At 68.8% G+C, this 25,166-nt stretch carries 17 protein-coding genes; 3 read left to right on the top strand and 14 right to left on the bottom strand.

Annotated features, from left to right (window positions below; all coding sequences use genetic code 11):
- Window positions 1-124: 124 nt before the first annotated feature.
- Entirely contained in the window at window positions 125-595 is a 471-nt protein-coding gene (locus D7X32_RS29790) for an acyl-CoA thioesterase (RefSeq protein WP_120605967.1), read from the bottom strand.
- 166 nt (window positions 596-761) lie between these two features.
- On the opposite strand from D7X32_RS29790, the gene D7X32_RS29795 reads away from it, so the two are divergent.
- Window positions 762-2,594 (top strand): metallophosphoesterase, encoded by a 1,833-nt coding sequence (locus D7X32_RS29795; RefSeq protein WP_208752580.1) that lies wholly within the window; start codon window positions 762-764, stop codon window positions 2,592-2,594.
- Between the two features lie 2 nt (window positions 2,595-2,596).
- On the opposite strand, the gene D7X32_RS29800 is transcribed toward D7X32_RS29795, so the two are convergent.
- Entirely contained in the window at window positions 2,597-3,934 is a 1,338-nt protein-coding gene (locus tag D7X32_RS29800; RefSeq protein ID WP_171449540.1) for a DUF4032 domain-containing protein, read from the bottom strand.
- Window positions 3,935-4,024: 90 nt separating this feature from the next.
- Between D7X32_RS29800 and D7X32_RS29805 the strand changes: the two genes are divergently transcribed.
- Entirely contained in the window at window positions 4,025-5,689 is a 1,665-nt protein-coding gene (locus D7X32_RS29805; RefSeq protein WP_120605955.1) for an alpha-amylase family glycosyl hydrolase, read from the top strand.
- Between the two features lie 4 nt (window positions 5,690-5,693).
- Here D7X32_RS29805 and D7X32_RS29810 read toward each other — a convergent pair whose 3' ends face one another.
- The 10 genes from D7X32_RS29810 to D7X32_RS29855 all read right to left on the bottom strand — a co-directional run bounded on the left by D7X32_RS29810 (window position 5,694) and on the right by D7X32_RS29855 (window position 19,957).
- Complete coding sequence (locus D7X32_RS29810) at window positions 5,694-6,938, bottom strand: imm11 family protein (RefSeq protein ID WP_120605956.1); 1,245 nt, start codon at window positions 6,936-6,938, stop codon at window positions 5,694-5,696.
- A 21-nt stretch (window positions 6,939-6,959) separates the two neighbouring features.
- Entirely contained in the window at window positions 6,960-8,321 is a 1,362-nt protein-coding gene (locus tag D7X32_RS29815) for an AHH domain-containing protein (protein ID WP_120605969.1), read from the bottom strand.
- Window positions 8,322-8,402: 81 nt separating this feature from the next.
- Window positions 8,403-9,491 (bottom strand): glucodextranase DOMON-like domain-containing protein, encoded by a 1,089-nt coding sequence (locus D7X32_RS29820; protein ID WP_120605957.1) that lies wholly within the window; start codon window positions 9,489-9,491, stop codon window positions 8,403-8,405.
- 150 nt (window positions 9,492-9,641) lie between these two features.
- The gene (locus D7X32_RS29825; protein WP_120605958.1) at window positions 9,642-11,837 is read right to left on the bottom strand and encodes a hypothetical protein; all 2,196 of its coding nucleotides are present in this window, start codon (window positions 11,835-11,837) and stop codon (window positions 9,642-9,644) included.
- A gap of 142 nt (window positions 11,838-11,979) precedes the next feature.
- Window positions 11,980-12,957, bottom strand: a complete 978-nt coding sequence (locus D7X32_RS29830; RefSeq protein WP_120605959.1) for a glucodextranase DOMON-like domain-containing protein — start codon at window positions 12,955-12,957, stop codon at window positions 11,980-11,982.
- A 57-nt stretch (window positions 12,958-13,014) separates the two neighbouring features.
- Window positions 13,015-13,902: a sugar ABC transporter permease gene (locus tag D7X32_RS29835; RefSeq protein ID WP_120605960.1), complete on the bottom strand. Its 888-nt coding sequence runs from the start codon at window positions 13,900-13,902 to the stop codon at window positions 13,015-13,017.
- Between the two features lie 5 nt (window positions 13,903-13,907).
- On the bottom strand, window positions 13,908-15,956 hold the full coding sequence (locus tag D7X32_RS47645; RefSeq protein WP_120605961.1) for a carbohydrate ABC transporter permease: 2,049 nt from the start codon (window positions 15,954-15,956) through the stop codon (window positions 13,908-13,910).
- Window positions 15,957-15,965: 9 nt separating this feature from the next.
- Complete coding sequence (locus D7X32_RS29845; RefSeq protein ID WP_120605962.1) at window positions 15,966-17,189, bottom strand: extracellular solute-binding protein; 1,224 nt, start codon at window positions 17,187-17,189, stop codon at window positions 15,966-15,968.
- A gap of 19 nt (window positions 17,190-17,208) precedes the next feature.
- Window positions 17,209-18,303, bottom strand: coding sequence for an ABC transporter ATP-binding protein (locus D7X32_RS29850; protein ID WP_120605963.1), 1,095 nt, complete (start codon window positions 18,301-18,303; stop codon window positions 17,209-17,211).
- 82 nt (window positions 18,304-18,385) lie between these two features.
- Window positions 18,386-19,957, bottom strand: coding sequence for an alpha-amylase family glycosyl hydrolase (locus D7X32_RS29855; RefSeq protein ID WP_120605964.1), 1,572 nt, complete (start codon window positions 19,955-19,957; stop codon window positions 18,386-18,388).
- 419 nt (window positions 19,958-20,376) lie between these two features.
- Here D7X32_RS29855 and pulA point away from each other — a divergent pair, with 419 nt between their 5' ends.
- Entirely contained in the window at window positions 20,377-23,820 is a 3,444-nt protein-coding gene (pulA, locus tag D7X32_RS29860; RefSeq protein ID WP_120605965.1) for a pullulanase-type alpha-1,6-glucosidase, read from the top strand.
- Window positions 23,821-23,907: 87 nt separating this feature from the next.
- On the opposite strand, the gene map is transcribed toward pulA, so the two are convergent.
- Together map and D7X32_RS29870 are read right to left on the bottom strand one after the other, a co-directional pair.
- Window positions 23,908-24,909: a type I methionyl aminopeptidase gene (map, locus tag D7X32_RS29865; RefSeq protein WP_120605966.1), complete on the bottom strand. Its 1,002-nt coding sequence runs from the start codon at window positions 24,907-24,909 to the stop codon at window positions 23,908-23,910.
- Window positions 24,906-25,145, bottom strand: coding sequence for a hypothetical protein (locus D7X32_RS29870; RefSeq protein WP_120552755.1), 240 nt, complete (start codon window positions 25,143-25,145; stop codon window positions 24,906-24,908). The genes map and D7X32_RS29870 overlap by 4 nt, the downstream gene beginning before the upstream one ends.
- Window positions 25,146-25,166: the final 21 nt, after the last annotated feature.

Consider the following 25,166-nt stretch of genomic DNA (forward strand, 5'->3'; position numbering starts at 1 on the left):
GAGACAGGATGTGGGGGTTGGCGGGCGGGACAGGGCTCATGAAGTTCCTCACGCTTGAGTCTATTCGTGAGGCCGGGGCAATGCGCAGGGACTTGATCCACCACGGCCCCCGTCCGCTCGCGAACTAAGCCTGCTCACCAGCCGTGCGGCCCTCGAGCGTCTCGATGGCCGCACGCACGGCGGGCGGCACCGGCACCTTCTCGTGCGTGGCATAGCGCAGCGTCACGATGATGGAACCCCCGCGCGTGTAGAGCACCCCGTCGTCCGCGCCCGCCACCGCGTGCTCGAAGGTGATGGAGGAGTTGCCCACGCGCGTGACGCGTGCGCCCGCCACCAGGTTCACCGGGAATACCACCGGCTTGAGGTAGTCCGCGTGCGTGTTCGCCAGGATGGGCCCCACCCCGTCCGCCATGGTCGTGTCCGCGCCCGCGCCGGACGGCCCCACCAGCCCGATGCGGGCCATGTACGCGATGCGCGCGGACTCGAACCACGTGAACGTCCGGGCGTTGTTGACGTGCCCGAACGCGTCCATCTCGCTCCAGTGCACGGGGAAGGGCACGACGACGGGGAAGTCCTTCAGGGCAGCGTTCGGCATGCCCCCCAGGGTCGCAGGGACCATCCCGCCAGGGAACGGAAACCACGCCTGCCTGCTCTCCAGGAGCACTGGGCAGGCATGCTAAGCCAGGGGTCCATGGCTCTCCGGTCCACGCTGGCGCCGCCCGCCTCCCATTTCCGTCCCTCCGCCGTCTCGAGGCCCCGCCATGGCCGGTGAGTCCAAGCGGCCGGAAGAAGACCGCCGCTACGACCCGCCCGAGCCCTGGGCGGAACCGGGTCCCACGCCCCCACCGCACCTGGTGCGTGACCGGGGCAGCGCCACCGCCACCAAGCCCCAGAAGCACGCGGACATGGTGCGCTGGCTGCATCCCACGCAGGTGCTGCGCACGGGACTGGACGCGGTGGTGGCCACGGTGTTCGGCGCGCGCGCGGACCACCGGCTCATCGAAGCGGTGGTGCGCCCGCAGCAGCCCTACTTCGACTACTCGGAGGCGACCGGCGCGGACGGCGACTTCTGGCTCGACTACGTCTCCGACATTGGCGACGGCTGGGACTCCACCTACGCGGTGGCGCGCCTGCTGGCGCTGCCGGAGCTGCGGCTCCCGGAGGAGGACGGCAAGACGGCCCACGTCACGCCGCGAGGCCGCGTGCTGGTGTTCGGCGGGGATGAGGTCTACCCGGGCGCCAGCCGCGAGACGTACGAGGAGCGCACGGTGCAGCCCTACGAGGCCGCCATGCGCCGCTCGCAGTCGCCCCATCCGGACCTGTTCGTCATCCCGGGCAACCACGACTGGTACGACGGCCTGTCCGCCTTCATGCGGCTGTTCTGCGCGCAGCGGTGGGTGGCAGGGCGCCGCACGAAGCAGAGCCGCAGCTACTTCGCGCTGAAGCTGCCGAAGAACTGGTGGCTCATCGGCACGGACGTGCAGCTCAACAGCGACATCGACGTGCCGCAGGTGGAGTACTTCCGCCACGTCGCGGAGCAGATGGGCCCCGACGACCGCGTCATCCTCTGCAACGCGGAGCCCGCGTGGGTGCTGGCCGCGGCGGCCCGGCGCGCCAAGGGCAGCTACCTGGAGAACAACCTGGAGTACCTGGAGGAGAAGGTGCTCGGGCGGCGCATCGCCGTGTTCCTCGCGGGTGACCTGCACCACTACCGCCGGCACGAGGACGACACCGGCCAGCACCGCATCACCGCGGGCGGCGGCGGCGCCTTCATGCACCCCACGCACGCGCCCGCCGCGCCCGTGCTGCGCGACGGCTCCACGCTGCGCAAGAGCTTCCCGGACGAGTCCACGTCGCGGAAGCTCGCGCGCAAGAACCTGTTCCTCATCCGCTACAGCCCGCTGTTCGGGCTCATCACGGGCCTGTGGTACCTGCTGCTCGCGCTGGCGGCCTACGCGGAGGTGGGCTCGCTGGGCCTCTCCCATCTACCGGAGGTGGTGACGGCGGTGGCCAACAGCATGGTCAACCGGCCATGGACGCTCATCCTCGGGATGGTGACGATGGGGGGCCTCGCGGGGCTGGCGGACGCGGCGCTCGGGAAATGGCGGGCGCTGTTGGGCGGCCTGCACGGGGCAGCGCACATCGTGGCGGCGTTCTTCATCGCCTGGGGCGCTACCTACATCACGGTGAGCAAGCTGGGCGTGTGCCCGGTGCTGACAGCGGATGGCGCGCACTGCGCGGATGGCTGGCTGCACCTGGCGGGCAAGTTCTTCTTCTCCTGCGCGTTCACCTTCGTGGGCGGCTTCCTCGTGGGCCCGTTCATCACGGGCCTGTACCTCTGGCTGAGCGTGAACTTCTTCGGCGCGCACTCCAACGAGGCCTTCGGGTCGCTCGCGCTGCCGGACTGGAAGAACTTCCTGCGCATGCGCATCGGGAAGGACGGGGCGCTGACCATCTACCCCGTGGGCCTGGAGCGCGTGCCGCGCAAGTGGAAGCCCACCGGCGCGGGGCCGATGTCGCCCGCGTTCGACCCGGACGACCCGGACGCCACCGAGCCGTTCCTCATCGAACCGCCCATCCGCGTCTGCCGCTGACGCTACCCCGCGCTGCGCGGGGAGGGAGGCGCGCCCACGGGCCCGTCCGCCTCCGTGCTGGAGTTCGCGGCTCGCGAGGCGTCCTCCAGCAGCGGCGCGATGCCGGGCTGCTTGCGGGTGAGGGTCACGTAGTCCTGGAGGGCCGCGTCCAGGCCCACGTCGCGCTTCGCGCGCTCGGACAGGAACCACTTGTGCTCCAGCACCTGGCAGTACAGCTCCGCGGTGTCGGCCGCGCGGCCCAGGTCCTTCTGAAGGCGTGACAGCGTGGGGTGGTAGCGCTCGTCCAGCCAGCGGAACGCGGCCACGCTCAAGGGCACGCTGCGGTCCAGCTTGCGCGTGAGCGTGGCCTTCATCTCCTGCATCTCGTTGAGCAGCAGGCTCGCCTGGCGCTCCTCCGCGACGATGCCGGTGAGCGTGTGCAGCTGGTGCCGGTGGTACTCGCGGTCCGTGACGATGGTGCGCATGCGCAGCTGGCTGCCCTGCCCGCTCGCGAGCAGCTCCACCTCACCCACGGAGAAGCCCAGGTCGTTGAGCGTGCGGATCCGCTCGTGGATGCGGTAGCTCTCGTGCGGCTGGAGGATGAGCTCGCGGTTGATCTCGGCCCACAGCCGCTCGTAGCGCTGGCGGATGCTCGCGGCCGTCTCCTGCCAGGCCTCCAGCTCCTGGGGCAGCTCCTCCGCCAGCTCCACGCGAGCGGCCAGGTCCGCCAGGCCTCCGGCGACGTTCTCCTCCATGATTTGAAGGTCCATCTCGCGCTGGCCGGCGGAGAGCTGTTCGTGCAGCTCGGACGTCTCCGCGTCCACGGCGTAGGCCTGCAGCTCGCCCGCGTCGCGGCGGAAGAGCACGTTGGACAACGAGCAGTCGCCCCAGAAGAAGCCGCCCAGGTGCAGCCGCACGAGCAGCCCCGCCATCGCGTCCAGCAGCCGCGACCGGTAGCGCTCCAGGCCCTGGTGCATGAACAGCGCGCGGTACGGCAGCGACGACGCCAGGTATTGGGTGATCAGCAGTCCGGGTCTGTCCCCGGGCGAGGACTCCACCCCCTCCTCCGTCTGGACCGCCAGGCCCACGGGACACACCGACGGCAGCCGGCGGTCCTCCAGGCCGCGGAGCAGGTCGTACTCTCGCTGAGCCACGCGCGCGGGCGTCTCCTTGAAGGCGTAGATGGTGGCGCCGTAGCTGACGAACACGACCACGTGCCGGGACAGGCCGCGCGGCACCTCCACCACGCGCGGTGAACGCTCCGGCCACGCCTCCAGCGGCAGCTCCCACGGAAGGTCGAGGAAGTCCGGGTGGCCCTGCCGGATATGCAGGGAGTGGAGGCGGCGAGCGGGGTGGGACATGGCGGCCACAAGCCTACTGTCCGGGTGAGCGCGCTTCATCCCAGCCCTGCGCTGGCCGGGGTGGAACGTTCGCTGTTAGAGGGAGGAGCCATGCGACCCCTCCGCGGCCTTTCCCTCTGCAGCGCGGCCCTGCTGTCGGCCTGCGCCGGTTCCTCGCCCTCGCCCACGCCGGCCCCCTCCGGCTCCGGAAACATCACGCTCGCCGCGCCCGCGGGAGACGCGTGGTACCGGGGCGCGGTGTTCTACGAGGTGTTCGTCCGCAGCTTCCAGGACTCCAACGGCGACGGCGTGGGAGACCTGCCGGGGCTCATCTCGCGGCTGGACTACCTGAACGACGGCAACCCGGCGACGACGGACGACCTGGGCGTGGACGCGCTGTGGCTGATGCCGGTGTTCGCGTCGCCCAGCTACCACGGCTACGACGTGACGGACTACGAGCGCATCCAGACGGCGTATGGCTCGCTGGAGGACCTGCAGCGGCTGTGTGACGAGGCGCACCGCCGGGGCATGCGCGTCATCCTCGACTTCGTCATCAACCACACCAGCTCGTCGCATCCGTGGTTCGTGGACTCGGCGTCCTCGGCGCAGTCAGCGAAGCGCGACTGGTACCAGTGGCGAGCGAATGATCCGGGTTGGAAGCAGCCGTGGGACATCTACTCGACGACCGGCACGTGGCACCGGCAGGACACCGGCTGGTACTACGGCGTCTTCTGGGGCGGCATGCCGGACCTGAACCTGCAGACGCCCGCGGTACGCGAGGAGATGAAGCGCCTGGCGACGCTGTGGCTGGAGCGCGGCGTGGACGGCTTCCGGCTGGACGCCGCGCGCTACCTCATCGAGACGGGCGGCGGCGCGGGCCAGGCGGACACGCCGGAGACGCACGCGTTCTGGAAGGAGTTCTCCGCGCACGTGCGGTCGGTGAAGCCGGACGCGGTGCTGGTGGGTGAGAACTGGAGCGAGACGCCGTCGGTGGCGAAGTACTACGGCTCCACGGCGACGCTGCCGGGCGGGGACGAGCTGCCGCTCAACTTCAACTTCCCCATGTCCGCGCGAGTGATTGAAGGCATCAACGCGGGCAACAGCGGGGGCGTGGCGGCGAAGCTGCTGGAGATGAAGAACAACTACCCGGCCGGTGTGGCGGACGCGCCCTTCCTCACCAACCACGACATGGTGCGGCTGGCGACGCAGTTCTCCAACGACGGAGCGAAGCTGGGGCTGGCGGCGTCGGTGTTGCTGACGCTGCCGGGAGCCCCGTTCCTCTACTACGGCGAGGAGGTGGGCCTGGGGAACGGCAACGCCAACAACGACGAGTCCAAGCGCACGCCGATGCCGTGGACGGCCGCGGCGGGCGGAGGCTTCACGACGGGCTCGCCCTGGTACGGCTTCTCCACGGGCCGGGAGACGGCGAACGTGGAGGCGCAGCGGAGCAAGCCGGGGTCGCTGCTGTCGCGCTACCGGTCGCTCATCCACGCGCGCCAGGGTTCGGAGGCGCTGCGCAACGGAGGCCTGCGGCTGTTCACTGCGACGACGGGAGTGTCTCGCACGCTCGCGTTCGTGAGGACGCTGGACGGCGAGCAGGTGCTGGTGGTGCACAACTTCTCCACAGCGCAGGAGTCGGTGGGGCCGTTCGACGTGGAGGGCACGACAGCGGAGCCGCTGTTCCTGGACTCCGGAGTGACGCCGCTCACCGGCGGCACGGGAGCATGGAAGACGAGCCTGCCCGCGCGCTCCACGGGCATCTGGCGGGTGAAGTAGCGGATCAGCTGACGACGGGCTGACGCCAGGAGCGGGAGAGGTGGCCTTCTCCCGCTTCGTTGAAGCGGCGGATGAGCTCCGCCGCAGCGCCCTTGCCCTGGCGGAGCAGCCATTTCAGCTCCGCGGGCATCAGCACCTTCACGGTGAGGAGGCGGACCTCGCCACCCGGAAGCGTGAAACGCGCGGGCAGAGAGTCCGTCTCCATGCCGATGAGCACTGCCACGCGGCCCTCGGGGGTGACGAGGGTTTCGGGCAGCCCCACGCCGTCGACCTCCATGGACAGCGTGCCATTGGCCAGGGAGACGCGGAGCTTCTCGAGTTCGGCGACCTCATAGGCGACGCGTTCGAGGAGGTGCGCAGGCCAGCTCTTCCACACCTCCCCGAGCGGCTCCGGGGTCTCGATGGCGAGCTCCAGCCCGAAGCCAGCGGTAGGACGGTCCAGGATGTCGTTGAACGGGTCGGACAGGCCGTCCGTCACGATGAGCATGCTGCCTTCGGGACGGCGCATCGCTTGCCACCACTGCCGTTCGCCGGGCCATGGGCCGCCCACGACGGGAGGGATGTAGAAGTCGTCGGACATGTTGCCGAGCCCGCGCCACACGGCCGCACGGGCATAGCGAGCCTGGTCCCACAACTCCCCGCGCCGTTTCGTCTCCGCGCGACGAACGGGGTCGAAGGTCGGCGGGCCCGTAACCGCTTCGAACTTCGCGCCCGTGATGCCCGCGCGCTCCATGGCGTCCTTGATTTCCTCGGAGACGATGAGGGCGACGTCCCATTCCGAGGGACGAAATACCTTCGCATCGCCAACTTTAGGAGGGGCGATGCGCATGCCGTAGATGGACCTGAGTGTGCCGACCTTCTCAGGAATCCCATCCTCTTCGGTCCAGTAATAGGCCTCTTCCGAAGCCTCGGTATCAACACACGGGACGGTGCGGAGGGCATTGAGGATGAAGTACGGCCCCGCGTGCGAGTCGACCTCGACAGGGATCAGCTCCACGTCATTCGGAGCCAATTCCTGGAAGATGGTCGCCAGCTTCGCGTTGACGACGGGAGTGCCAAACGCCGCATGGGAGTAGTCGCGCGAAGTCCCCTCAAGGCTTAACGGAAACCGGATCCGCGCCTTGAAGTGAGCAGGAGCTCCCACCGTGAATTGCCAGGGGTCATTGAGTTCGCGCCCTTGCAGATCGAGTGGATGCCCCAAGCACCAGAATCCCTCCGCAACATCCTCATGAAGGTCGAAGTATTCCATTGTCCTCACGGATTCCGTGCATCACTCAAGGCCAGTCACCCATCGATTCATGATGCTCCTCTTGTTGGTGATTTGACTGGCAAGACTTCTCAACTCGTTTGTCAGCAGGGTCCTGCATTGCGCAATGCTGCTGCACTGCTTCGTTGCTCGAGAGAGGGCTGTCAGTACCCACTGGTGGTACGCCTCCGGGTGAGGCCCTCTGTGCCCCGGCACGCGAACCTTGTTCGCCGGATCATCAAGCGACAGCCCCGCCTTGTCGAAGATCTTCTGGAACTGGGGAGACCACGGGCCACCGCGATTCGTGGCACTCCACCACTTGTTGGACGCGATGTGGTGCTCGTGCCCTTCCGCATCCGCGCCACTCGCGACGGGGCCCTTGTCGTCCCGCGCGGACATGGCCACCGCGTTCGGTGGCAACACCAGGGTGATGACACCTTCCGAGGACACGGCCGCGGACTCCACCTGCGCCGCCGCGCCCAGACGGACGCCCCCCATTTCCGCCGCCACCAGCGAGGCCTGCCCTGAACCCGGGAGCGTGGCGACCTTCGCCGCGAACGTCTCCGCCGTGCTGCCCACCGCCGCCAGCGCCAGCATCACGAACGCCCGCGCCGCGTTCTTCCCCATCACCTCGCCGTACTCCTCCCCCGCATCGCGCAACTCATCGAACGTCCGCGCCATCCGCGCCTGTTCGGACAGCTCGATCCAGCCCTGGATGAGGTTCAACACCGTGTCGATGCCCAGGTAGGCGATGAGCGCCACCGTCATCGTCGCCGCGATGCCCTTGGACACAGGCTCGGGCATCAACCACAGCGCCAGATACACCGTGCCCGTCGCGACGAGGGTGGTGAGCACCGCGCGCGGATCCGTCATCCCCACCAGCGCTTCCGACGTCTCGTCCCACACCGAGTCCAGCGCGATGGCGAACGCCAGCGAACGCCGCCCGTCCTCATCCAGCGTGGACCCTGCCTCCAGCAGCTGAAGACAGTCCCCCGGTGTCTGCTTGCGCTGGCACCACCGCCCATAGGCGCTCGCCAGCTCCCGGTCCGAGTCATCCACCAGCAGCCGAGCACGTGCCGGCTCCTCCACGGAGACCAGCCCCAGCCGCCCGCGAACATGGGCATACGCCTTCGTGGAGAACGAGCCCGCGAACTGCCGGTACGCCTCCTCACGAGGATGCGAGGACACCGGCGCATCCACAGCCAGCGTCCGCACCGCCTCCGTGAACGCGTCCTCGTCCAGCGGCTCGGGCGCGACCTCCACCCGGGGCACCTGGACGACAGGCTCCCCACGCCCCGTCTTCAGCCGCACGCCACGCGTCGCTGAACACCCCGTGCCCAGCAGCAACAGCAGCACCGCGACCGCCCAGCTCCGGCATGAGGACATGGATGCCTCCAGGGCATCCATCCTCGGCCGCGCGGACTCACCTCAACCAGGACCTCCCGCGAGCAGCGCGAGAGCCCTGCGTCACGGGGCGGGCGACGACGGACCCACGCTTCCCGCGTCCGGAGCCTCCACGGGCCCCGCGTCAGGTACTTCCACGGGCGCACCGGCGTCCTCCACCGTGCCCGCATCGGGAGCCACCGCCGCCGGAGCCGCGGCCTTCCCCGAAGGCACCACCACGCTCCAGGCCGGCTTCGTGGCCCCCAGCACCTCTTCCTGCGTGGCGCCCGGCGCCACCAGCAGATCCACCACCGGAGACTGCGACACGTCTCCCTTCCGCCCACCACCGAAGCGGTCGTTGACCGGCTCCCCGGGCATGATGCCCATCGCCATCAACCGCGAGTTCGCGGACACGTCCCCGCCGAACATCCCGCCCAGCGACACGCGCCGCTCGATGGTCGCGCCCGTCACCGCCACGCCGTAGCCCCAGTCCGCGCTCGCGTGCGCGCCCAGGAAGCGGTCCGGGACCTGGAAGATCACCGTGCGCCCGCTCACCTGGATGACCGTGGGGAAGAACACCCGCGCCTCCAGCTCCTGCTCCGTGGCCGCGTTCAGCTCCGTCTCCACCTTGCCGCCAATGGGTCCGGTCTTCTTCTCGTACGCATCCAACGCTGCCTGCCGCCATTGCTTGCGCAGCGCCTCGCGCGCCTCGTAGGGGCGCGGCGTCAGCACCACCGCCTTCTCCCACCCCGAGTCCGCCGCCAGCGTGAGCCCCCGCCCCGGCAGCGTGTCCGTGCGTCCGGAGCCGGGCACCCGGTCCTGGTCCACGTACAGGTCCACGTTGAACGTGTAGAAGCCATGCCGCGCGCGCTCCGCGACCGTCGCACCCTCCAGGTCCACCGCCTGCGCGCGCGACGGCTTCGCGATGGGGTGCGCGAACGTCACCTCGAACCGCGTCGCCTCGCCGTCCGCGAACGCCGCCACCGACACCACGTCCAGGTCCCCGCGCCCCAGGTCCGTCCGGCGCGGATACACCAGCTCGCCGTCGCCGTGGTCATCCCCCACGGGGTCCGTCAGCCGGAACAGCAGCGCGTCCTCGCGCGTCTTCCCGCCGGAACACGCGGCCAGGATGGAGGCGAGCAGGAGCGCGGACACGGAGCGGCGCGGGAGCACAGGACACCTCGGGCACGAAGGGAGGACGGACTCGCCATCAGGTGTATCGCGCGGTGCCCCAAACGCAAGGAGCCCGGAGTGCCTGTCACAGGCGCCCCGGGCTCCCCCTGCATCAACCCCGTGCCCCGCCCGAAGCGGGACGCGCGGTGACTAGAACTGCGCCTTCATGAACGCCTTGACGCGCATGTGATCGAAGTTGCGCTCCTCCAGGCTGTTCCAGCCCTTGTTGCGGTTGACGAAACCGCGCGAACCCACCGCCACGCCGTGGTCGGCCGCGATGGTGTCGTCCGCGTACTGCACCACGAAGCCGTCGCCGAAGTCCGGACGGAACGTGCCGAACGCGTACTGGCCCTCCAGGCCGAACTCCACGCCGGACAGGATGTAGCGCGCCTTCACCAGCACCTGGTTCTTGTTGTGCTTGCCGGACGCCATCTCGTGGTTGTTGTACGCCTGGAATGCCGTGTTGCCATCCAGCAGGTCCGCGAAGAACTTGGAGTAGCTGGCGGACACGTACAGGTCGTCCGTGAACTGGTAGCCCGCGCCTGCCGTGAACGTCGTGTAGTCCAGCTGGCGGTCGTCGTCCGCGATGTTGTCGAACGGCTTGAACTCGTAGCCCGTGTCACCCTGGCTGTTCGTGATGACGTCCGGGTTGCGGTAGAGGCCGGACGTGCTGTTGCCGGGGCTGTACTCGTTGACGAGCGAGTTGTCGCACGCCACCGCGCCACCCGGGCACGCGCCCGCCGCGTAGGGCAGGAAGCGCGGGTCGTTCAGGCGCTTGTCCGTCTCGTGGATGTACTTGAACTTGCCGAACACATCGATGCCCTTCAGCACGTCCACCACGTACTTGGCGCGCAGCGCGACCAGGTGCGTCCGCTTGTCCTGGAAGGGCTGGTAGGCCGTGCGGAAGTTGTGGCCCACGCCGGAGTCCAGCTCCGTGCCGGGGTACTGGCTGTCGCCCAGCGCCTGCTGGTCGTTGCCGTAGGCCTGCCAGTTGGAGTTGTAGGTGATGAAGGAATACTCACCGCCCAGTTCCAGCGCGCCGTTGGTGTAGACCGGGTTCGCCGTCGCACCCTTCCAACCGATGGCCGTCTCCGCCATGGGCTCGTCGAAGTCCGTGAAGTCGTTGTCCACGTTGATGGTCGCGACCTGCTGGGCCTCACTGGTCCAACCGCCGTAACCGATGCGGGTGGGGTTGCCCTTGTAGATGCCGTAGGACGCGTTGGACGGACCTGGGAACGCGAAGCTGCCGTCGTGGCCTTCGGTGAGCAGCACGTCCGCCTCGCGGCGGCTGGCCATCACGGCCACGTAGTCCGCGCCGATGCTGAACAGCTGGAAGTTGAACGACAGGCCCACGTCCAGCGGGTCGTTGAGGGACGCGTTCAGCATGTACGTCTGGTCGGTGTGGTGGCCGGCCAGCACCGCGCTGTAGCCGCCGACACCGAAGCTCTTCGGCGACAGGATCGGATCCGCGTTGGAGTACGACGTGTACACGGCGCCGCGCACGTCCAGCCACGAGCCCATGTGCAGGCCCGCCTTCAGGCCGCCCACGCCGTTGCGGTAGCGCGGCGTCAGGTCACGGCCGTCGTCCAGGTTGGTGTCTTCCGGGTTGATCTCCTGGTCGTTGGCGTACTGGAAGATGCCGCCCACGTCGAAGAGCTCGGAGGCGGTGTACTTCGCCTGGAAGCCGTACGCCGCGTCACGCGCGTGGAAGGCGCCCGTGCTGAAGTTCGGACCGGCCCAGAGGCGGGGCAGCGAGATGCGCGCCGCGTCCCACGTGAGCTTCCGGTCGAAGTTGGAGCCCTGCAGCATGATGGCCGCCGCGTTGTCGCGGTCGATGTAGCGCACCCGGCCGATGACGAACGGGTCGAACTGGCCCAGGTCCGTCGCGCCGATGAGCGCCGAGTCGATGAGGTAGCCCGGACGCAGCGTCACGGACATGCCACGCAGCTTGATGTACTGGTTGGAGCGCGGATCGAACTCGCCGCAGTCGCCCGCGACGCAGGGCTTGGACGGGTCACCACCGAAGCCACCGAAGTTCGTCCAGAAGTTCTGGTTGAAGCGGCTGTGGATGCGGCCGTTGACCTCCACCTGCGGGGAGATCTTCGCGTTCAGCAGGAGCTCCAGCTCCGTGCCGATGCCGTTGTCGCCGTAGCCCTCACCGGGAACGGTCGTGAAGTTGTACATGGCGCCCTGGTCACGCTGCGTGCCCCAGAGGTACTTCGTATAGGTCGTGCCACCAATGGTGAGCTTGGGGCCACTGTCCTGCGCCATGGCCGCCCCAGGAATCAGGCCGGCCGCCACGGTGAGCGCACACGCTCCCCGCACCACGTTCTTGCGATTCTTCATGATGTCCGGAAAACCCTTCTCGAAAGCTTTTGAACCAGAGGGGGGTCATCCCCTCTCCCGGGCCGCCGTGGGGTCTCCACGGCAGCCCTCCCCGTGTTGCATCAAACCTTGAAACAGACTGTTTTGAACAGTCCGCCGCCAACTACTTCGTCGGCGTTGCAGTCGTCGGCGCCGGAGCGACCGTCGTTCCAGCCGGAGCGGCCGGCGTGGGCGCCGGAGCCGGGGCCGGAGCAGGCGCCGCGGGGGCCGGAGCCGCCGGGGCCGGGGCCGGAGCCGCCGCCGCGCCACCCTGGGCCGCCGGGCGGTTCGCGCCGGAGACCATCTTCAGCGTGGCCTTCTTCGTGGCGGAACCGTCACCCGCGCACTCGTAGGCGAGCATGTCGTACTGCGCCTTGATTTCGGAGCTGTCCCCCTTGCCCTGACCCGCGAGCACGTCAATCACGTGCGGATCGCAGTTGAAGTCGGAGCCGCCGCCGAAGCGGTGCTGGCCCTCGTACTCGTTCACGCGGCGCGTGAGCAGGTCGTTGTCCGCGGGGAAGCCCTCGTTGGACTGCATCACGACCTGGTAGCCCCACTTGGAGGGGTCACCGTCGCCCAGGTCGGAGTTCATGACCGTGGCGGTGATCTTGTTGCCGGAGGCGCGCACCTTGGTGGGCACCACGACGGCGCCCTTCATCGCGCCGGCCTTGTTGTTGGCCTCCGCGCGCACGCGCGACGAGCCCTGCGGCGAGATGACGATGACCTTGTCCCACGCGTCTTCCGGCGCGAAGGAGATGTTCAGGCCCGGGGGGCTCTCCGTGAAGCCGCTGCCGGCCTTGTGGTCCGTGTCGATGAAGATGAAGACCTCCTGCACGGAGAAGCCGTCCGCCATCTTCCAGGGGTTCTCCAGCGACGCCTTCAGCTGGATGGTGATGTCGGACTTGTTGCTGCCCGGCTCCAGCGTGAAGCCCGTCAGGTCGAACGAGCCCGGCTTGTACACGGGGTCCGTCGGGTAGGTGTACTTGCCCGGGCCCTTGTCGTCGCCGGTGGGGTCCTTGAACGACACCTTGTCGGCCGCCAGGGCCGGCGCCGCGGACAGGGAAGCGGCCAGGGTGAGCACTGCGATGCGGGGGTTGATCATGGGGGTGTTTGCTCCTTGCAACGACAGACGAAAGGACTGCGAAGAACGACCGCGGGACTAACCCTTCACGCCACCGGCGGTGAGCCCGGAGACGAGGTACTTCTGCAGGAAGAGGAAGAGGAACACGACGGGCACGGACACGATGATGGAGCCGGCCGCGAAGTAGCCCCACTGCTGGCTGAAGCCGCCCACGAAGAAGCGCAGGCCCACCGGCGCCGTGTACATGGCTTCCTGGTCCATGAACGTCGCCGCGAGGATGAACTCGTTCCACGCCGTCATGAAGCTGAACAGCGCCGTCACCGCCACCGCGGGCTTGGCCAGCGGCAGGATGATGCTCCAGAAGATGCGCCCCGGGGACGCGCCGTCCATCAGCGCCGCCTCCTCCAGGTCCTTGGGGATGGTGTCGAAGTAGCCCTTGAGCATCCACACGCTGAACGGGATGGACGTGGTGGCGTACACGATGATGAGGCCCAGCCGGCTGCTGCCCAGGCCCAGCCACTGCACCAGGATGATGTAGAGCGGAATCAGCATCAGCGTGCCCGGGAACATCTGGGACACCAGGAACGCCATCATGCCCGCGCGCTGGCCGGGGAACTTGAAGCGGCTGAAGGCATACGCCGCCGTGCACGCCATGAAGACGCCCAGCACCGTGGTGCCAATGGCCACGATGGCGCTGTTGAGCATCCACTTCGCGAACGGCTGATCCGACATCACCGACACGAAGTTGGAGACGGAGAAGGTCTCCGGCCACGGCGTCACCGCGCGCAGCCGGTCCCAGAAGGTGGGGTTCTCCGGCAGCGTGGCGATGGCCAGGCTCTGCTTGCCGGAGAAGGCCAGGCTCACCACCCAGAGGATGGGGTAGATGGTGAAGAGGGTGAAGGCCACCAGCACCATGTGCAGCGGCAGGTGGGGAATGCCTTCGCGACGTTCGGAGAAGAGCGCCATGGGGTTTACGCGGCCTCCGTGGCGCGGCTCATGCGGTTCTGCACCATGCTGTAGATGAGCAGGATGCCGAAGATGACGGTGGAGTACGCCGCCGCGTAGCCGTGGCGGTAGCGCTCGAAGGCGAACTTGTACGCCTGCGTGACCAGGATCTCGGTGGAGCCGCCCGGGTCACCCGCCGTCACCAGGAAGATGATGTTGAACATGTTGAAGGTCCACACCACCGACAGGATGATCGCCGGCACCAGCGCGGGCTTCAGCGCGGGCAGCGTGATGGCGGTGAACTGCTGCCACCGGTTGGCGCCGTCCACGCGCGCCGCCTCGTAGAGCTCACCGGGGATGGACTGGAGCGCGCCCAGCGACACCACCATCATGAACGGGAAGGACAGCCAGCCGTTGGTCGCGAGCGCCGTGAAGAACGACGTCAACGGAGAGTCGAACCAGGCCAGGCCTTCCCCACCGAACATCCGGATGACGTGGTTCACCACGCCGAACTGCTGGTGGAACATGCCCTTCCAGATGAGCGCGGTGATGTAGTTGGGCATGGCCCACGGCAGGATGAGCAGCACGCGGTACACCGGCCGCATCCTCAAGTTGGGCACGTTGAGCGCCAGCGCGAGCAGCAGGCCCACCGTCACGCCGATGGTCACGTTCGTCACCGTCCACACGATGGTGAACAGGAGCGTGTAGTAGAAGTTCAGGTAGTTGAAGACCAGCGAGCCGTCCGCCGCCGTCTTCGCGAAGCTGAAGTCGCCCAGGATGTCGACGTAGTTCCGGAAGCCCACCCACAGCTCCGAAAGCGGCTGGCTGCTGTTGTAGAGGTTGGCGTCCGTGAACGACAGCGTGATGCCGTAGGCGAAGGGGAAGAACACCAGCACCACCATGCCCACCATGGCCGGCGCGATGTACGCGTACGCCTGCCGGTACTCCACCGCCGTGGCCACCATCCGGCTCAGCGCACCCAGGCCGATGAACAGCAGCACCGCCAGCCCCAGCACGCCCAGCGCGCCCAGCGCCTTGCCCGCGTTGCCGCGCACCTGCGCGCCCGCCGCCGCGAGCTTGTCCGCGTCCGGCGCGCCGGAGTCCGTCAGCCGGCCCAGCGGGCGGCGCATCGCGTCCGCGTCCCACGCGCCGGGCTTCAGCGCGGGATCCGCCTTCAGGTTGTTGGCGGCAATCAGCGCCTGGGCCTTCTCGCCGCGCGTGCGCAGCTCCGCGCTGACAGCGTCCTCCGTCTCCCGCAGCTCCGCGTCCAGCGCGCGCAGCGAATAGACGGTGTAGGAGCCCAGGCCCGCCAGGAACAGCGCCGCCGCCACCGCCACGCGCACGCCCTGGCGCGACAGCAAGAACACCGCGGCCGCGCACGCCGCCAGGGGCAGCAGGAACGCCAGCAGCACCGGCGTCCACGACGGCGCCTCCGCGTTCACCACCGCCGGGGTGAGGGACTCCACGGAGCCCACCACCTGTCCGTCCACCTCCACGGGCGCGGACAACAGGCGGCTGGCGCCCGCGTCGAGCAGCTCGGACTCCACCTCCGGCTTGCGCGCGCTTCCCTCCTCGCGGTTCGTCTCCACCGCGGCGCGCAGCCGCTGGCCGCGGTCGTACAGCGGCTTCTCCTCGCGCGACAGCCGGCGCGGCGCCGCCTTGTCCCCGGTGTCATTGGGGAAGGTGGACGCCTCCAGCTTGATGCCGCTGAAGGCGATGACGCGCACGGAGCTGCCCGGCGCGCCGGGCCAGCCCGCCACCACGGCACGCACGGCGTCGCCCGTGCCTCCCGCGCGCTGCACCAGGTCCGTCAGCCCCAGCAGGGACACGGCGGCCGTGCGCTGCTCGCGCTCCGCCGCGCGCTCCTGGTTGGCGCGCGCGAGCAGGCCGTGCGCCAGGAACAGGGACGCGCCCAGCGCGAGCACCAGCCCCACCAGCACGCGCCCCCGATGCCCGCCCGCACCGCCGGACGGGCCCGCGGAGGAGGGGCCTGTGGCGGCTTCGTTGGGCGAAGTGCTGACCGGCGTGGGGGCGCCGGTCTGGGAAGGCGGCTGCTGGGGGGCGTTCTGGCTCACTTCAGCTCCTTACTTCTTGCGCAGGCCGGCGACGTCCTTCGCCACGCTCTTCTGGGCCCCATCCAGCGCCGCCTTGGGGGTGGCGGTGTTCTTGAACACGGTGTTCATCGCGCTGGTCGCGGGGGTCCAGACCATGGACATCTCCGGCAGGTTGGGCATGGGCACCGCCACGTCCACCTGGTCCTTCATCGCCTTGAGCAGCGGATCCGCGGCCACCTTCGCGTCCTGGTACACCGACTGGTTCGCGGGGCTCTGGCGGCCCTCCAGGGCCAGCGTCTTCGCGGGGCCCGCGTCGGTGAGGAACTTCGCGAAGTCGTACGCCGCTTCCTTGTTCTTCGACGGGGCGGCCACGTACACGCCCTCCACCGTCATCCAGGGCTTCATCGGCGTGCCCTTGTTCTCATCCAGCGTGGGCAGCCGCGCCAGGCCGTACTCCACGCTCTTGTCGACCTCGCCCAGGAACCAGGGGCCGGAGAACACCATCGCGGCCTTGCCCTCGTTGAAGAGCGAGGTGATGAGCGCGCTGGAGGGCTCCGCGGGGAGGATGCCGTCCTTGTTCTTCCACTTGAGGACCTGCTCCACCGACTTCACGTTGGCGGGCGAGTTCATCGTGGGGGCGTTCTTCGCGTCGAACACGCCGCCGCCGAAGCCGTTCATCACGGCCGCGTGGTAGTAGAAGTCGTTGTACGCGTACGCCAGACCGAAGCGGCCCGCCTTCGCGTCGGTGAGCTTCTTGGCCATCGTCACCATCTCGCCGGACGTCTTGGGCGGCGTGGGGACCAGCTTCTTGTTGTAGATGAGCGTGATGACCTTGTAGTTCAGCGGCAGGCCGTACGCCGTCCCGCGGTAGGTCATCGCCTCCATCGTCGTGGGGATGAAGCGCTTCTTCGTCGCGTCATCCAGGAAGAAGTCGATGGGCTCCACCGTGTTGCCGGCTTCAATCCAGCCGCCCAGGCGGTCCTGCGCGAAGATGAAGAGGTCCGGGCCCTTGCCGCGCGGCACGGTGGCGGAGATCTTGTCCGCGTAGGCGTCGTAGGGCACCGCCAGCGTGGTGACCTTGACCTTGCCCTCGTTGGCCTTGTTGTACTCGGCGACCACCTTCTCCAGCGCGGCCTTCTCCTCCGCGCGGTAGGCGTGCCAGAGCACCAGCTCCGTGGCGGCGAAGGACGGGACGGGCAACAGGCCGACTGCGCACAGACAGAGGGCCGCGAGCAACGTTCGCAGGTGCGTCATTGGGAAATCCTCCGGGATATCAAACGGACAGCCGCAGCTCGGATTCAGCGTCGAAGAGATGCAGGGACTCCAGCTCCACCGTCACGGGCACGGCGACGCCCGGCTCCGGGGTGGCCTGGGGCGGCAGGCGGAAGACCAGCGGGTTGTCCCCCAGGCGGGCGTGCACGATGAGCTCGTTGCCCAGCGGCTCCACCAGCTCCACCCGCGTCTCCACGGGCGAGGACTCGCCGCGCGCGGTGGCGCCCGCGGGCAGGATGTTGTCCGGACGCAGGCCCACCTTCACCTTGCGGCCGCCCTTGCCCGCCGTCGCCGCGCGCAGCTTCTGCGGCACCGGCAGCTTGAAGCCGTCACCGGAGAGCGACGTGCCGTCCGCGTCCAGCGTGGCGGAGAGCATGTTGATGGGCGGCGTGCCGATGAACTGCGCCACGAACACGTTGACCGGCTTCTCGTAGACCTCCAGCGGCGTGCCCAGCTGCTGGAGCTTGCCGTCCTTCATCACCGCGATGCGGTGGCCCATCGTCATCGCTTCGATCTGGTCGTGCGTGACGTAGACGGACGTGACCTGGAGCCGGTGCTGCAGCTTCTTGATCTCCGAGCGCATCTGCACGCGCAGCTTCGCGTCCAGGTTGGAGAGCGGCTCGTCGAAGAGGAACACCGCCGGCTTGCGCACGATGGCGCGGCCCAGGGCCACGCGCTGACGCTGGCCGCCGGACAGCGCCTTGGGCTTGCGGTCCAGCAGGTGCGTGATGCCGAGGATTTCCGCCGCCTCGTCCACCAGCTTGTCCATCTCCGGCTTGGGCGTCTTGCGGATCTTGAGGCCGAACTCCAGGTTCTGCCGCACGGACATGTGCGGATAGAGCGCGTAGTTCTGGAACACCATGGAGACGTCCCGGTCCTTCGGCGGCAGCGCGTTCACCGCGCGCGAGCCAATGGAGATGGTGCCTCCCGAAATCTCCTCCAGGCCGGCGATCATCCGGAGCGCCGTGGACTTGCCGCAACCCGACGGCCCCACGAGGACCATGAACTCATGGTCGCGGATATCGAGGTTGAGCCCCTCGATGACCGACACGTCTCCGTACCGCTTCGCCACGTCCTTGAACGACACGCCGGCCATCAGGCCCTCCAGCAAGAGCCCCGCTCGCGCCGGTGACAACAGCACGTCCGGGTCAGGTTCTGCGCACGCTCCGCCGGGTGCCTCACGGCACGCGTCCGAGGATGCGCGCGGACAGCGGCGGAAGCGCCAGGTCCAGCGTGGCGCCAGCCTTCGTCCGCCCACCGTTCAGCAGGTCCTCCACCTCGCCGACGCCCGTCCAACCTTCCGGCCACGGCACCGAAGCCGTGCCCTTCGTCTTGCCGCGGTTCACCGCCACCACCACCGTGTCGCCCGACGCTTCGTCCCGCCGCTGAAAGACATACACATCGCCTTCCGTGGACAGCGGCGCGTGCACGCCCCGCGACAGGGCCGGATGCGCGCGGCGGATGGAGATGAGGCGCTTGTAATACTCGCGCAGAGGCTCGTCGCGTTTCTTTCCCGCGCCTGGCTTCACCGCCTGCTTGCCCCACGGCATGTCGCCGCGGTTCTGCGGCCAGTCACCACCGGCGCGGCCCACTTCCTCGCCGTAGTAGATGACGGGGATGCCGGCCGTCGTGAGCTGCAGCGTGGCGGCCAGGCGGAACAGGGGCACGTTGCCCTGCAGCTGGTGCAGCGCTCCGTCCACGTCGTGCGACGACAGGAAGTGCGCCAGGTGATGGCCCGGCGTCACCTTCGCGCGCGACTGGAGATAGCGATCGAACGCCACCGTGCGGCCGCGCCCCTGGATGAAGCCCAGCGCGTTGCCCTGGAACGCGAAGTCGAACCCGGCGTCCATCTCATCCGGGGTGAAGTACGGCGCCAGCCCCTCCACGTCGCCGCCCCACAGCTCGCCCAGCAGGAAGAAGTCCGGGGAGAGCTCCGCGCGCGTGCGGCGGCGGTGCTCCTTCCAGAAGTCGTGCGACACGTGCTTCACGGTGTCCAGCCGGAAGCCGTCCACGCCGGAGCGCTTCGCCCAGTCGATCTGCGCGTCCAGCAGGTACTTCGCCACCTCCGGCCGCTCCGTCTTGAAGTCCGGCAGGCCCGCCACGCACGACGTCAGGTCATCCGAACCGCAGGTGCCCTTGTCTTCCGAGCGCAGCCAGTCCGGGTGGTCCTTCAGGTAGCGCGAGTTGTAGCCCGGGTGGTTGTAGACGACGTCCAGCAGCACGCGGATGCCGCGCGCGTGCGCCGCGTCCACCAGCGCCTTGAAGTCCGCCTCCGTGCCGAAGCGCGGATCCAACGCGTGGAAGTCGTCCGCCCAGTAGCCGTGGTAGCCCCAGTCCGGGAAGCCGGATCCGGTGACGAAGCCGGGGATCTGCTGGAGCAGCGGCGTCACCCACAGCGCAGTCACGCCCAGCGACGACAGCGCATCCAGGTTCGCGGTGAGCCCCTTCAGGTCGCCGCCGTGGAAGGTGCCCGCCGCCTTCACGTCGCCCTTCTCGTTGTTGGAGGGGTCGCCGTCCGCGAAGCGATCCACCACCACGAAGTACAGCACCTCATCCGCCCAGGGCCGCGCGGGCTCCTTTTTCTCAGAAGCCGGAGCGGCCGGAGCGGCCTCCTTCACGGGTTCAGGAGCCGGAGCCGACGGAGCGGGCGCGGCGGGCTGCGTCGCGGCGGCCTCCGTCGCGGGCTTCGTGGGCGTCGGCGGGGCCGTGGCGCACCCCGCCAGACACAGGGCGACAAGCCCCTGGAACATCGGGCGCCACCGACCGCGGTGGGAGGCAGCGTTCGGTTGTGGGCAGGGGAGGCTGGGGGCCATCTGGGCGCGGCACTGTATCCAACAGTCTGGAAAGGGGTGAAGGGGCGTCGGAACAATCGGCTGATGCCGCAATGCGCCATGTGCCGGATGTCTTCCTCTGCACACCCCTGTGACGCATGGCGCGAGCGAACTCAACGCAGCGCACGGTTCCTGCCGCACCGCGTCTCGTTTTCGAGCCCCTTTCGCATCCGACGTCACGGGGTGGATGGGCCAATCCCAACTCGGATCATCCAGAGGGTCACGCAAACCGCGAAAACGACCCGAGGGTCACCGGTGACAGGACCGGCTGCTACCGTGCCCGGGATTTACACCCCCCCTGGAGGTTTCCCCTGAGAGTTCCATTCGGAGTTCCCCGCATGACGCGTGCGCTCGCGTTCGGCGGGCTTCTTGCCGCGCTGCTTCCCGTGTCGTCGCTGGCGGCGCCCACGTCGGTGACTGTCATTGGCGACCTGCAGAGCGAGGCAGGCTGTGCCTCGGACAACAACCCCACCTGCGCGCAGACGGCGCTGACGTACGACGCGGCGGACGACAAGTGGCAGGGCTCGTTCAACGTGCCGGTGGGCACCTGGCACTTCAAGGTCGCGCTGGACGGTTCGCTGGCGCAGACGCACGGCGGCCCGGGTGGCGCGGACGTGGTGCTGAACCAGACGGCCGCGGGCGCGGTGAAGTTCTACTTCGACGCGACCTCGCTGTACGTGACGAGCAGCCGCTCGGGCGCCATCGCCACGGTGGCGGGCACGCTCCAGAGCGAGCTGGGCTGTCCCGGTGACTGGTCGCCGGACTGCCTGCGCACGATGATGCAGGACCCGGATGGCGACAGCATCTTCACCTTCACCACGAAGGCGCTGACGCAGGGCACCTACGAGTGCAAGGTCGCGCTGAACGAGGGCTGGGCGGAGGCCTATCCCAGCAGCAACTACACGTTCGCCGTGGAGCAGGACTTCCAGGAGATGCTCTTCACATGGAACAACGACCCGAAATCGAGCAACTACCACAAGGTGACCGTGCGGCCCGCGGACGCTCCCGCGGGTAACCTGCTGCTGGCGCGGGCGCACTGGGTGGCGCGCGACACGTTCGTGTGGAGCCCGGAGGTCGCGGTGCCCGAGGGCACGGTGTTCAAGCTGCACACGGCGCCCACGGGCGGAATGACGCTCACGGGTGAAGGCGTGCAGGGCGGCACCGCCGTGACGCTGACGGTGGATCCGGCCGGCCTCACCGCGGCGCAGGTGGCGCGCTTCCCGAACCTGGCGGGCAAGCCGGTGCTGAAGCTGTCCCAGGCGGACGCGGCGAACACCGCCACCTGGCTCAAGGGCCAGCTGGCGCTGTCCGCCACGAACGCGGAGGGCAAGCCGCTGGACGCCACCAGCGCGCAGTTCGCGGGCGCGCTGGACGACCTGGACGCGTATGACGGGCCGCTGGGCGCGACGTTCGAGAATGGCATCCCCACGCTGCGCCTGTGGGCCCCCACGGCCAAGAGCGTGAACGTGCTCCTGTTCGCGGACGGCAGCCCCACGTCCACCTTCACCCGCGTTCCCATGACGGCCGGCGACAAGGGCGTCTGGAGCGCCACGGGCGACGCGACGTGGAAGAACCGCTACTTCCTCTACGAGGTGGAGGTCTACGCCCGCAAGGAAGGCAAGGTCGTCACCAACCGCGTCACCGACCCCTACTCCGTGGCCCTCTCCACCAACAGCGAGCTGAGCCAGATCGTGGACCTTTCGGACCCCACGCTCGCGCCGCAGGGCTGGAGCACGCTGGCGAAGCCCACGCTGGAGGCCCCGGAGGACATCGTCCTCTACGAGCTGCACGCGCGCGACTTCAGCATCAACGACCTGACGGTGCCGGAGAACGAGCGCGGCACGTTCAAGGCGTTCACGCACGAGTCCGACGGCATGAAGCACCTGACCCGGCTGGCGAAGGCGGGCCTCACGCACGTGCACCTGCTGCCGGTGTTCGACATCGCGACCATCAACGAGGACCGCGCGGCGCAGCAGCACCCCGCGGGCGACCTGGTGTCGCTGCCGGCGGACTCCGACCAGCAGCAGGCGGCGGTGAAGGCCGTGGCGGACCTGGACGGCTACAACTGGGGCTATGACCCGTTCCACTACACGGTGCCGGAGGGCAGCTACTCCACCAACGCGCAGGGCACGACGCGCACGGTGGAGTTCCGGCAGATGGTGCAGGCGCTCAACCAGCACGGCCTGCGCGTGGTGATGGACGTGGTCTACAACCACACCAACTCCTCCGGGCAGGACGCCAAGAGCGTGTTGGACCGCATCGTCCCGGGCTACTACCACCGCCTCAGCGACGACGGGAACGTGGAGACGAGCACCTGCTGCCAGAACACCGCGTCCGAGAACGCGATGATGGAGAAGCTGCTCATCGACTCCGTGGTGACGTGGGCCAAGGCGTACAAGGTGGACGGCTTCCGCTTCGACCTGATGGGCCACCACATGAAGTCCAACATCGTGAAGCTGCGCGCCACGCTGGACGGGCTCACCGTGGAGAAGGACGGCGTGGACGGCAAGGCCATCTACGTCTACGGCGAGGGCTGGGACTTCGGCGAGGTGGCGGCCAACGCGCGCGGCACCAACGCCACGCAGGCCAACATGGCGGGCACGGGCATCGGCACGTTCAACGACCGCCTGCGCGACGGCGCTCGCGGCGGTGGCCCCTTCAGCGGGCTCCAGGACCAGGGCTTCATCAGCGGCCTCTTGTCCGACCCGAACAGCACCAACCAGGGCACGGAGGCGGCGCAGAAGGACAAGCTGCTGCTCTACAGCGATTGGATCCGCGTGGGCCTCACCGGCAACCTGAAGGACTACTCGCTGGTGGACCGCACCGGCGCGACGGTGCTGGGTGAAGGCGTGGACTACAACGGGGCCAAGGCCGGCTACACGCTGGACCCGCAGGAGGTCATCACCTACGTCTCCGCGCACGACAACGAGACGCTGTTCGACGCGGTGCAGTTGAAGGCGCGGCGCGACCTGCCCATGGCGGAGCGCGTGCGCATGCACAACCTGGGCATCTCGCTGGCGGCGCTGAGCCAGGGCATCCCGTTCTTCCACGCGGGTGACGAGCTCTTGCGCTCCAAGTCGCTGGACCGCAACAGCTTCAACTCCGGTGACTGGTTCAACAAGGTGGACTGGACCTACCAGTCCAACAACTGGGGCGTGGGCCTGCCTCCGGCCGCGGACAACCAGGGCAACTGGGCGCTCTTCGGGCCGCTGCTGGCGGACGCGGCGCTGAAGCCGGCGAACGCGGACATCCTCCGGGCGCGCGACCACTTCGAGGAGATGCTGACCATCCGCAAGAGCTCGCGGCTGTTCCGCCTGCGCACCGGTGACGAGGTGAAGCAGCTGGTGCGCTTCGAGAACACCGGTCCGAACCAGATTCCGGGCCTCATCGTGATGGCCATGCAGGACCACGGCACGAACGCCGAGGGCAAGCGCGCCATCGTGCTGTTCAACGGCACGGACGAGGCCCAGACGTTCAAGGCGGACGGGTACAAGTCCCTGAAGCTCAAGCTGCACCCGGCGCAGCAGGCGTCCACGGACCCGGTGGTGCGCACGTCCACGTACGACGCGGCCACGGGCGGCTTCATGGTGCCGGCGCGCAGCACCGCCGTGTTCGTCACCGACGACGCGGTGGTGGACCCGGATCCGGATCCGCAGGATCCGGACGACCCGGATGAGTCCGACGGCTGCAACTGCCAGAGCACGGTGCCCGGCCCGCTGGGCGCCACCAGCCTGCTGATGCTGTGCGGCCTGGCGCTGAAGCTGCGCCGCCGCCGGGCGTAGGCGGAAAGGCCGCCGGTTGCAAATGAAGCGGGCCCCGGATGCGGAAAGCGCGTCCGGGGCCCGTGGTGTTTCAAGAGGGTGAAGACCTCAGGGGACGGTGAGGATCTCCGCGCCCGTGTCGGTGACGAGCAGGGTGTGCTCGAACTGCGCGCTGCGCAGGCCGTCCGCGGTGACGACGGTCCAGTCGTCGTTCCACGTGCGGTGGTCCCAGTGGCCCTGGTTGATCATCGGCTCCACGGTGAAGATCATCCCGGGCTGCATGATCGTGTCCGCTTCCGGCTCGTAGTAGTGCGGCACCTGGAGCGCGGTGTGGAAGGTCTCGCCGATGCCGTGGCCGCAGTAGGCGCGCACCACGCTGGTGCCGTTCTTCACGGCGTGGGCCTCCACCGCCCGGCCGATGTCGCTGATGGGGCGGCCGGGCTTCACGGCGGCGATGCCGATGTCCAGGCACTCCTTCGCGATCTGCACCAGGCGCTGGTGCTGGGGCTCCACGTTGCCCACCAGGTACGTGGCCGAGCAGTCACCGTGGACGCCATCCAGGTAGATGGTGATGTCCAGGTTGACGATGTCGCCGTCCTCCAGCGCGCGGCTGTCGGGGATGCCGTGGCAGATGACCTCGTTGACCGAGGTGCAGAGCGACTTGGGGAACTTGTGGTAGTTGAGCGTGCTGGGGTAGCCGCCGCGCTTGAGGTAGGCCTCGTGCGCGATGGCGTCCAGTTCGTCCGTGGTGATGCCCACGCGCACGTGCTGGGCGGTCTCCACCAGCACCTGGGCGGCGGCCTGGCAGGCGCGGCGCATGCGGGCGATGACGTCCGGGGACTTCACGTCCGGTTCATTGCGCGAGCGCGAGGGCCTGCCGGCCACGGAGTCCGCGTAGTCCGGCCGGCCGATGGTGAGCGGCACCACGCGGCGGGGGCTGACGAGGCCGGGGCGGACGCCCTTGCGGTTCGTGTCGGGGCCCTTCTTGCGGGCCTCCACGGTGTCCGCGCCGCGGTGGCACTTCTTGTACTTGGAGCCACTGCCGCACCAGCAGGCGTCGTTGGGCCCGGGAAGCACGGCGGGGGCGGTTCGGGGGGTGGCGGTGGTCATCGGGAGCCTCGGGAGCTTGTGTCGGTGTTGGCGGCGGCCTGGCGGGCGCGGGCCCAGCGGAGCATCTGGGGTTTGAGCCAGAGGCGCGGGCGCCCGGCGCCCAGGTCGAGCACCGGACGGGGCATGTCCGGATACCGGCGCAGGTACGTGCTGACGCTGTTGGGGTGGGCAAGGCGCAGCAGGCCCGCCACCTCCTGGGCGTCAATCAGGTCCTTCGTGTTCACCAGGGGGCACATGGGGCGTGTCTATACCCATAG

It is taken from the genome of Corallococcus carmarthensis, assembly GCF_003611695.1.
GTDB classification, from domain to species: domain Bacteria; phylum Myxococcota; class Myxococcia; order Myxococcales; family Myxococcaceae; genus Corallococcus; species Corallococcus carmarthensis.

Coding starts and splice junctions, on each gene's coding strand:
- D7X32_RS29825 (WP_120605958.1), bottom strand. CDS start 11,837: ATGAAGAATCGCAAGAACGTGGTGCGGGGAGCGTGTGCGCTCACCGTG.
- D7X32_RS29805 (WP_120605955.1), top strand. CDS start 4,025: ATGCGACCCCTCCGCGGCCTTTCCCTCTGCAGCGCGGCCCTGCTGTCG.
- D7X32_RS29790 (WP_120605967.1), bottom strand. CDS start 595: ATGCCGAACGCTGCCCTGAAGGACTTCCCCGTCGTCGTGCCCTTCCCC.
- D7X32_RS29795 (WP_208752580.1), top strand. CDS start 762: ATGGCCGGTGAGTCCAAGCGGCCGGAAGAAGACCGCCGCTACGACCCG.
- D7X32_RS29845 (WP_120605962.1), bottom strand. CDS start 17,189: ATGACGCACCTGCGAACGTTGCTCGCGGCCCTCTGTCTGTGCGCAGTC.
- pulA (WP_120605965.1), top strand. CDS start 20,377: ATGACGCGTGCGCTCGCGTTCGGCGGGCTTCTTGCCGCGCTGCTTCCC.
- D7X32_RS29810 (WP_120605956.1), bottom strand. CDS start 6,938: ATGGAATACTTCGACCTTCATGAGGATGTTGCGGAGGGATTCTGGTGC.
- D7X32_RS29855 (WP_120605964.1), bottom strand. CDS start 19,957: ATGTTCCAGGGGCTTGTCGCCCTGTGTCTGGCGGGGTGCGCCACGGCC.
- D7X32_RS29830 (WP_120605959.1), bottom strand. CDS start 12,957: ATGATCAACCCCCGCATCGCAGTGCTCACCCTGGCCGCTTCCCTGTCC.
- map (WP_120605966.1), bottom strand. CDS start 24,909: ATGACCACCGCCACCCCCCGAACCGCCCCCGCCGTGCTTCCCGGGCCC.
- D7X32_RS29850 (WP_120605963.1), bottom strand. CDS start 18,303: ATGGCCGGCGTGTCGTTCAAGGACGTGGCGAAGCGGTACGGAGACGTG.
- D7X32_RS29815 (WP_120605969.1), bottom strand. CDS start 8,321: ATGTCCTCATGCCGGAGCTGGGCGGTCGCGGTGCTGCTGTTGCTGCTG.
- D7X32_RS29870 (WP_120552755.1), bottom strand. CDS start 25,145: ATGTGCCCCCTGGTGAACACGAAGGACCTGATTGACGCCCAGGAGGTG.
- D7X32_RS29800 (WP_171449540.1), bottom strand. CDS start 3,934: ATGTCCCACCCCGCTCGCCGCCTCCACTCCCTGCATATCCGGCAGGGC.
- D7X32_RS29835 (WP_120605960.1), bottom strand. CDS start 13,902: ATGGCGCTCTTCTCCGAACGTCGCGAAGGCATTCCCCACCTGCCGCTG.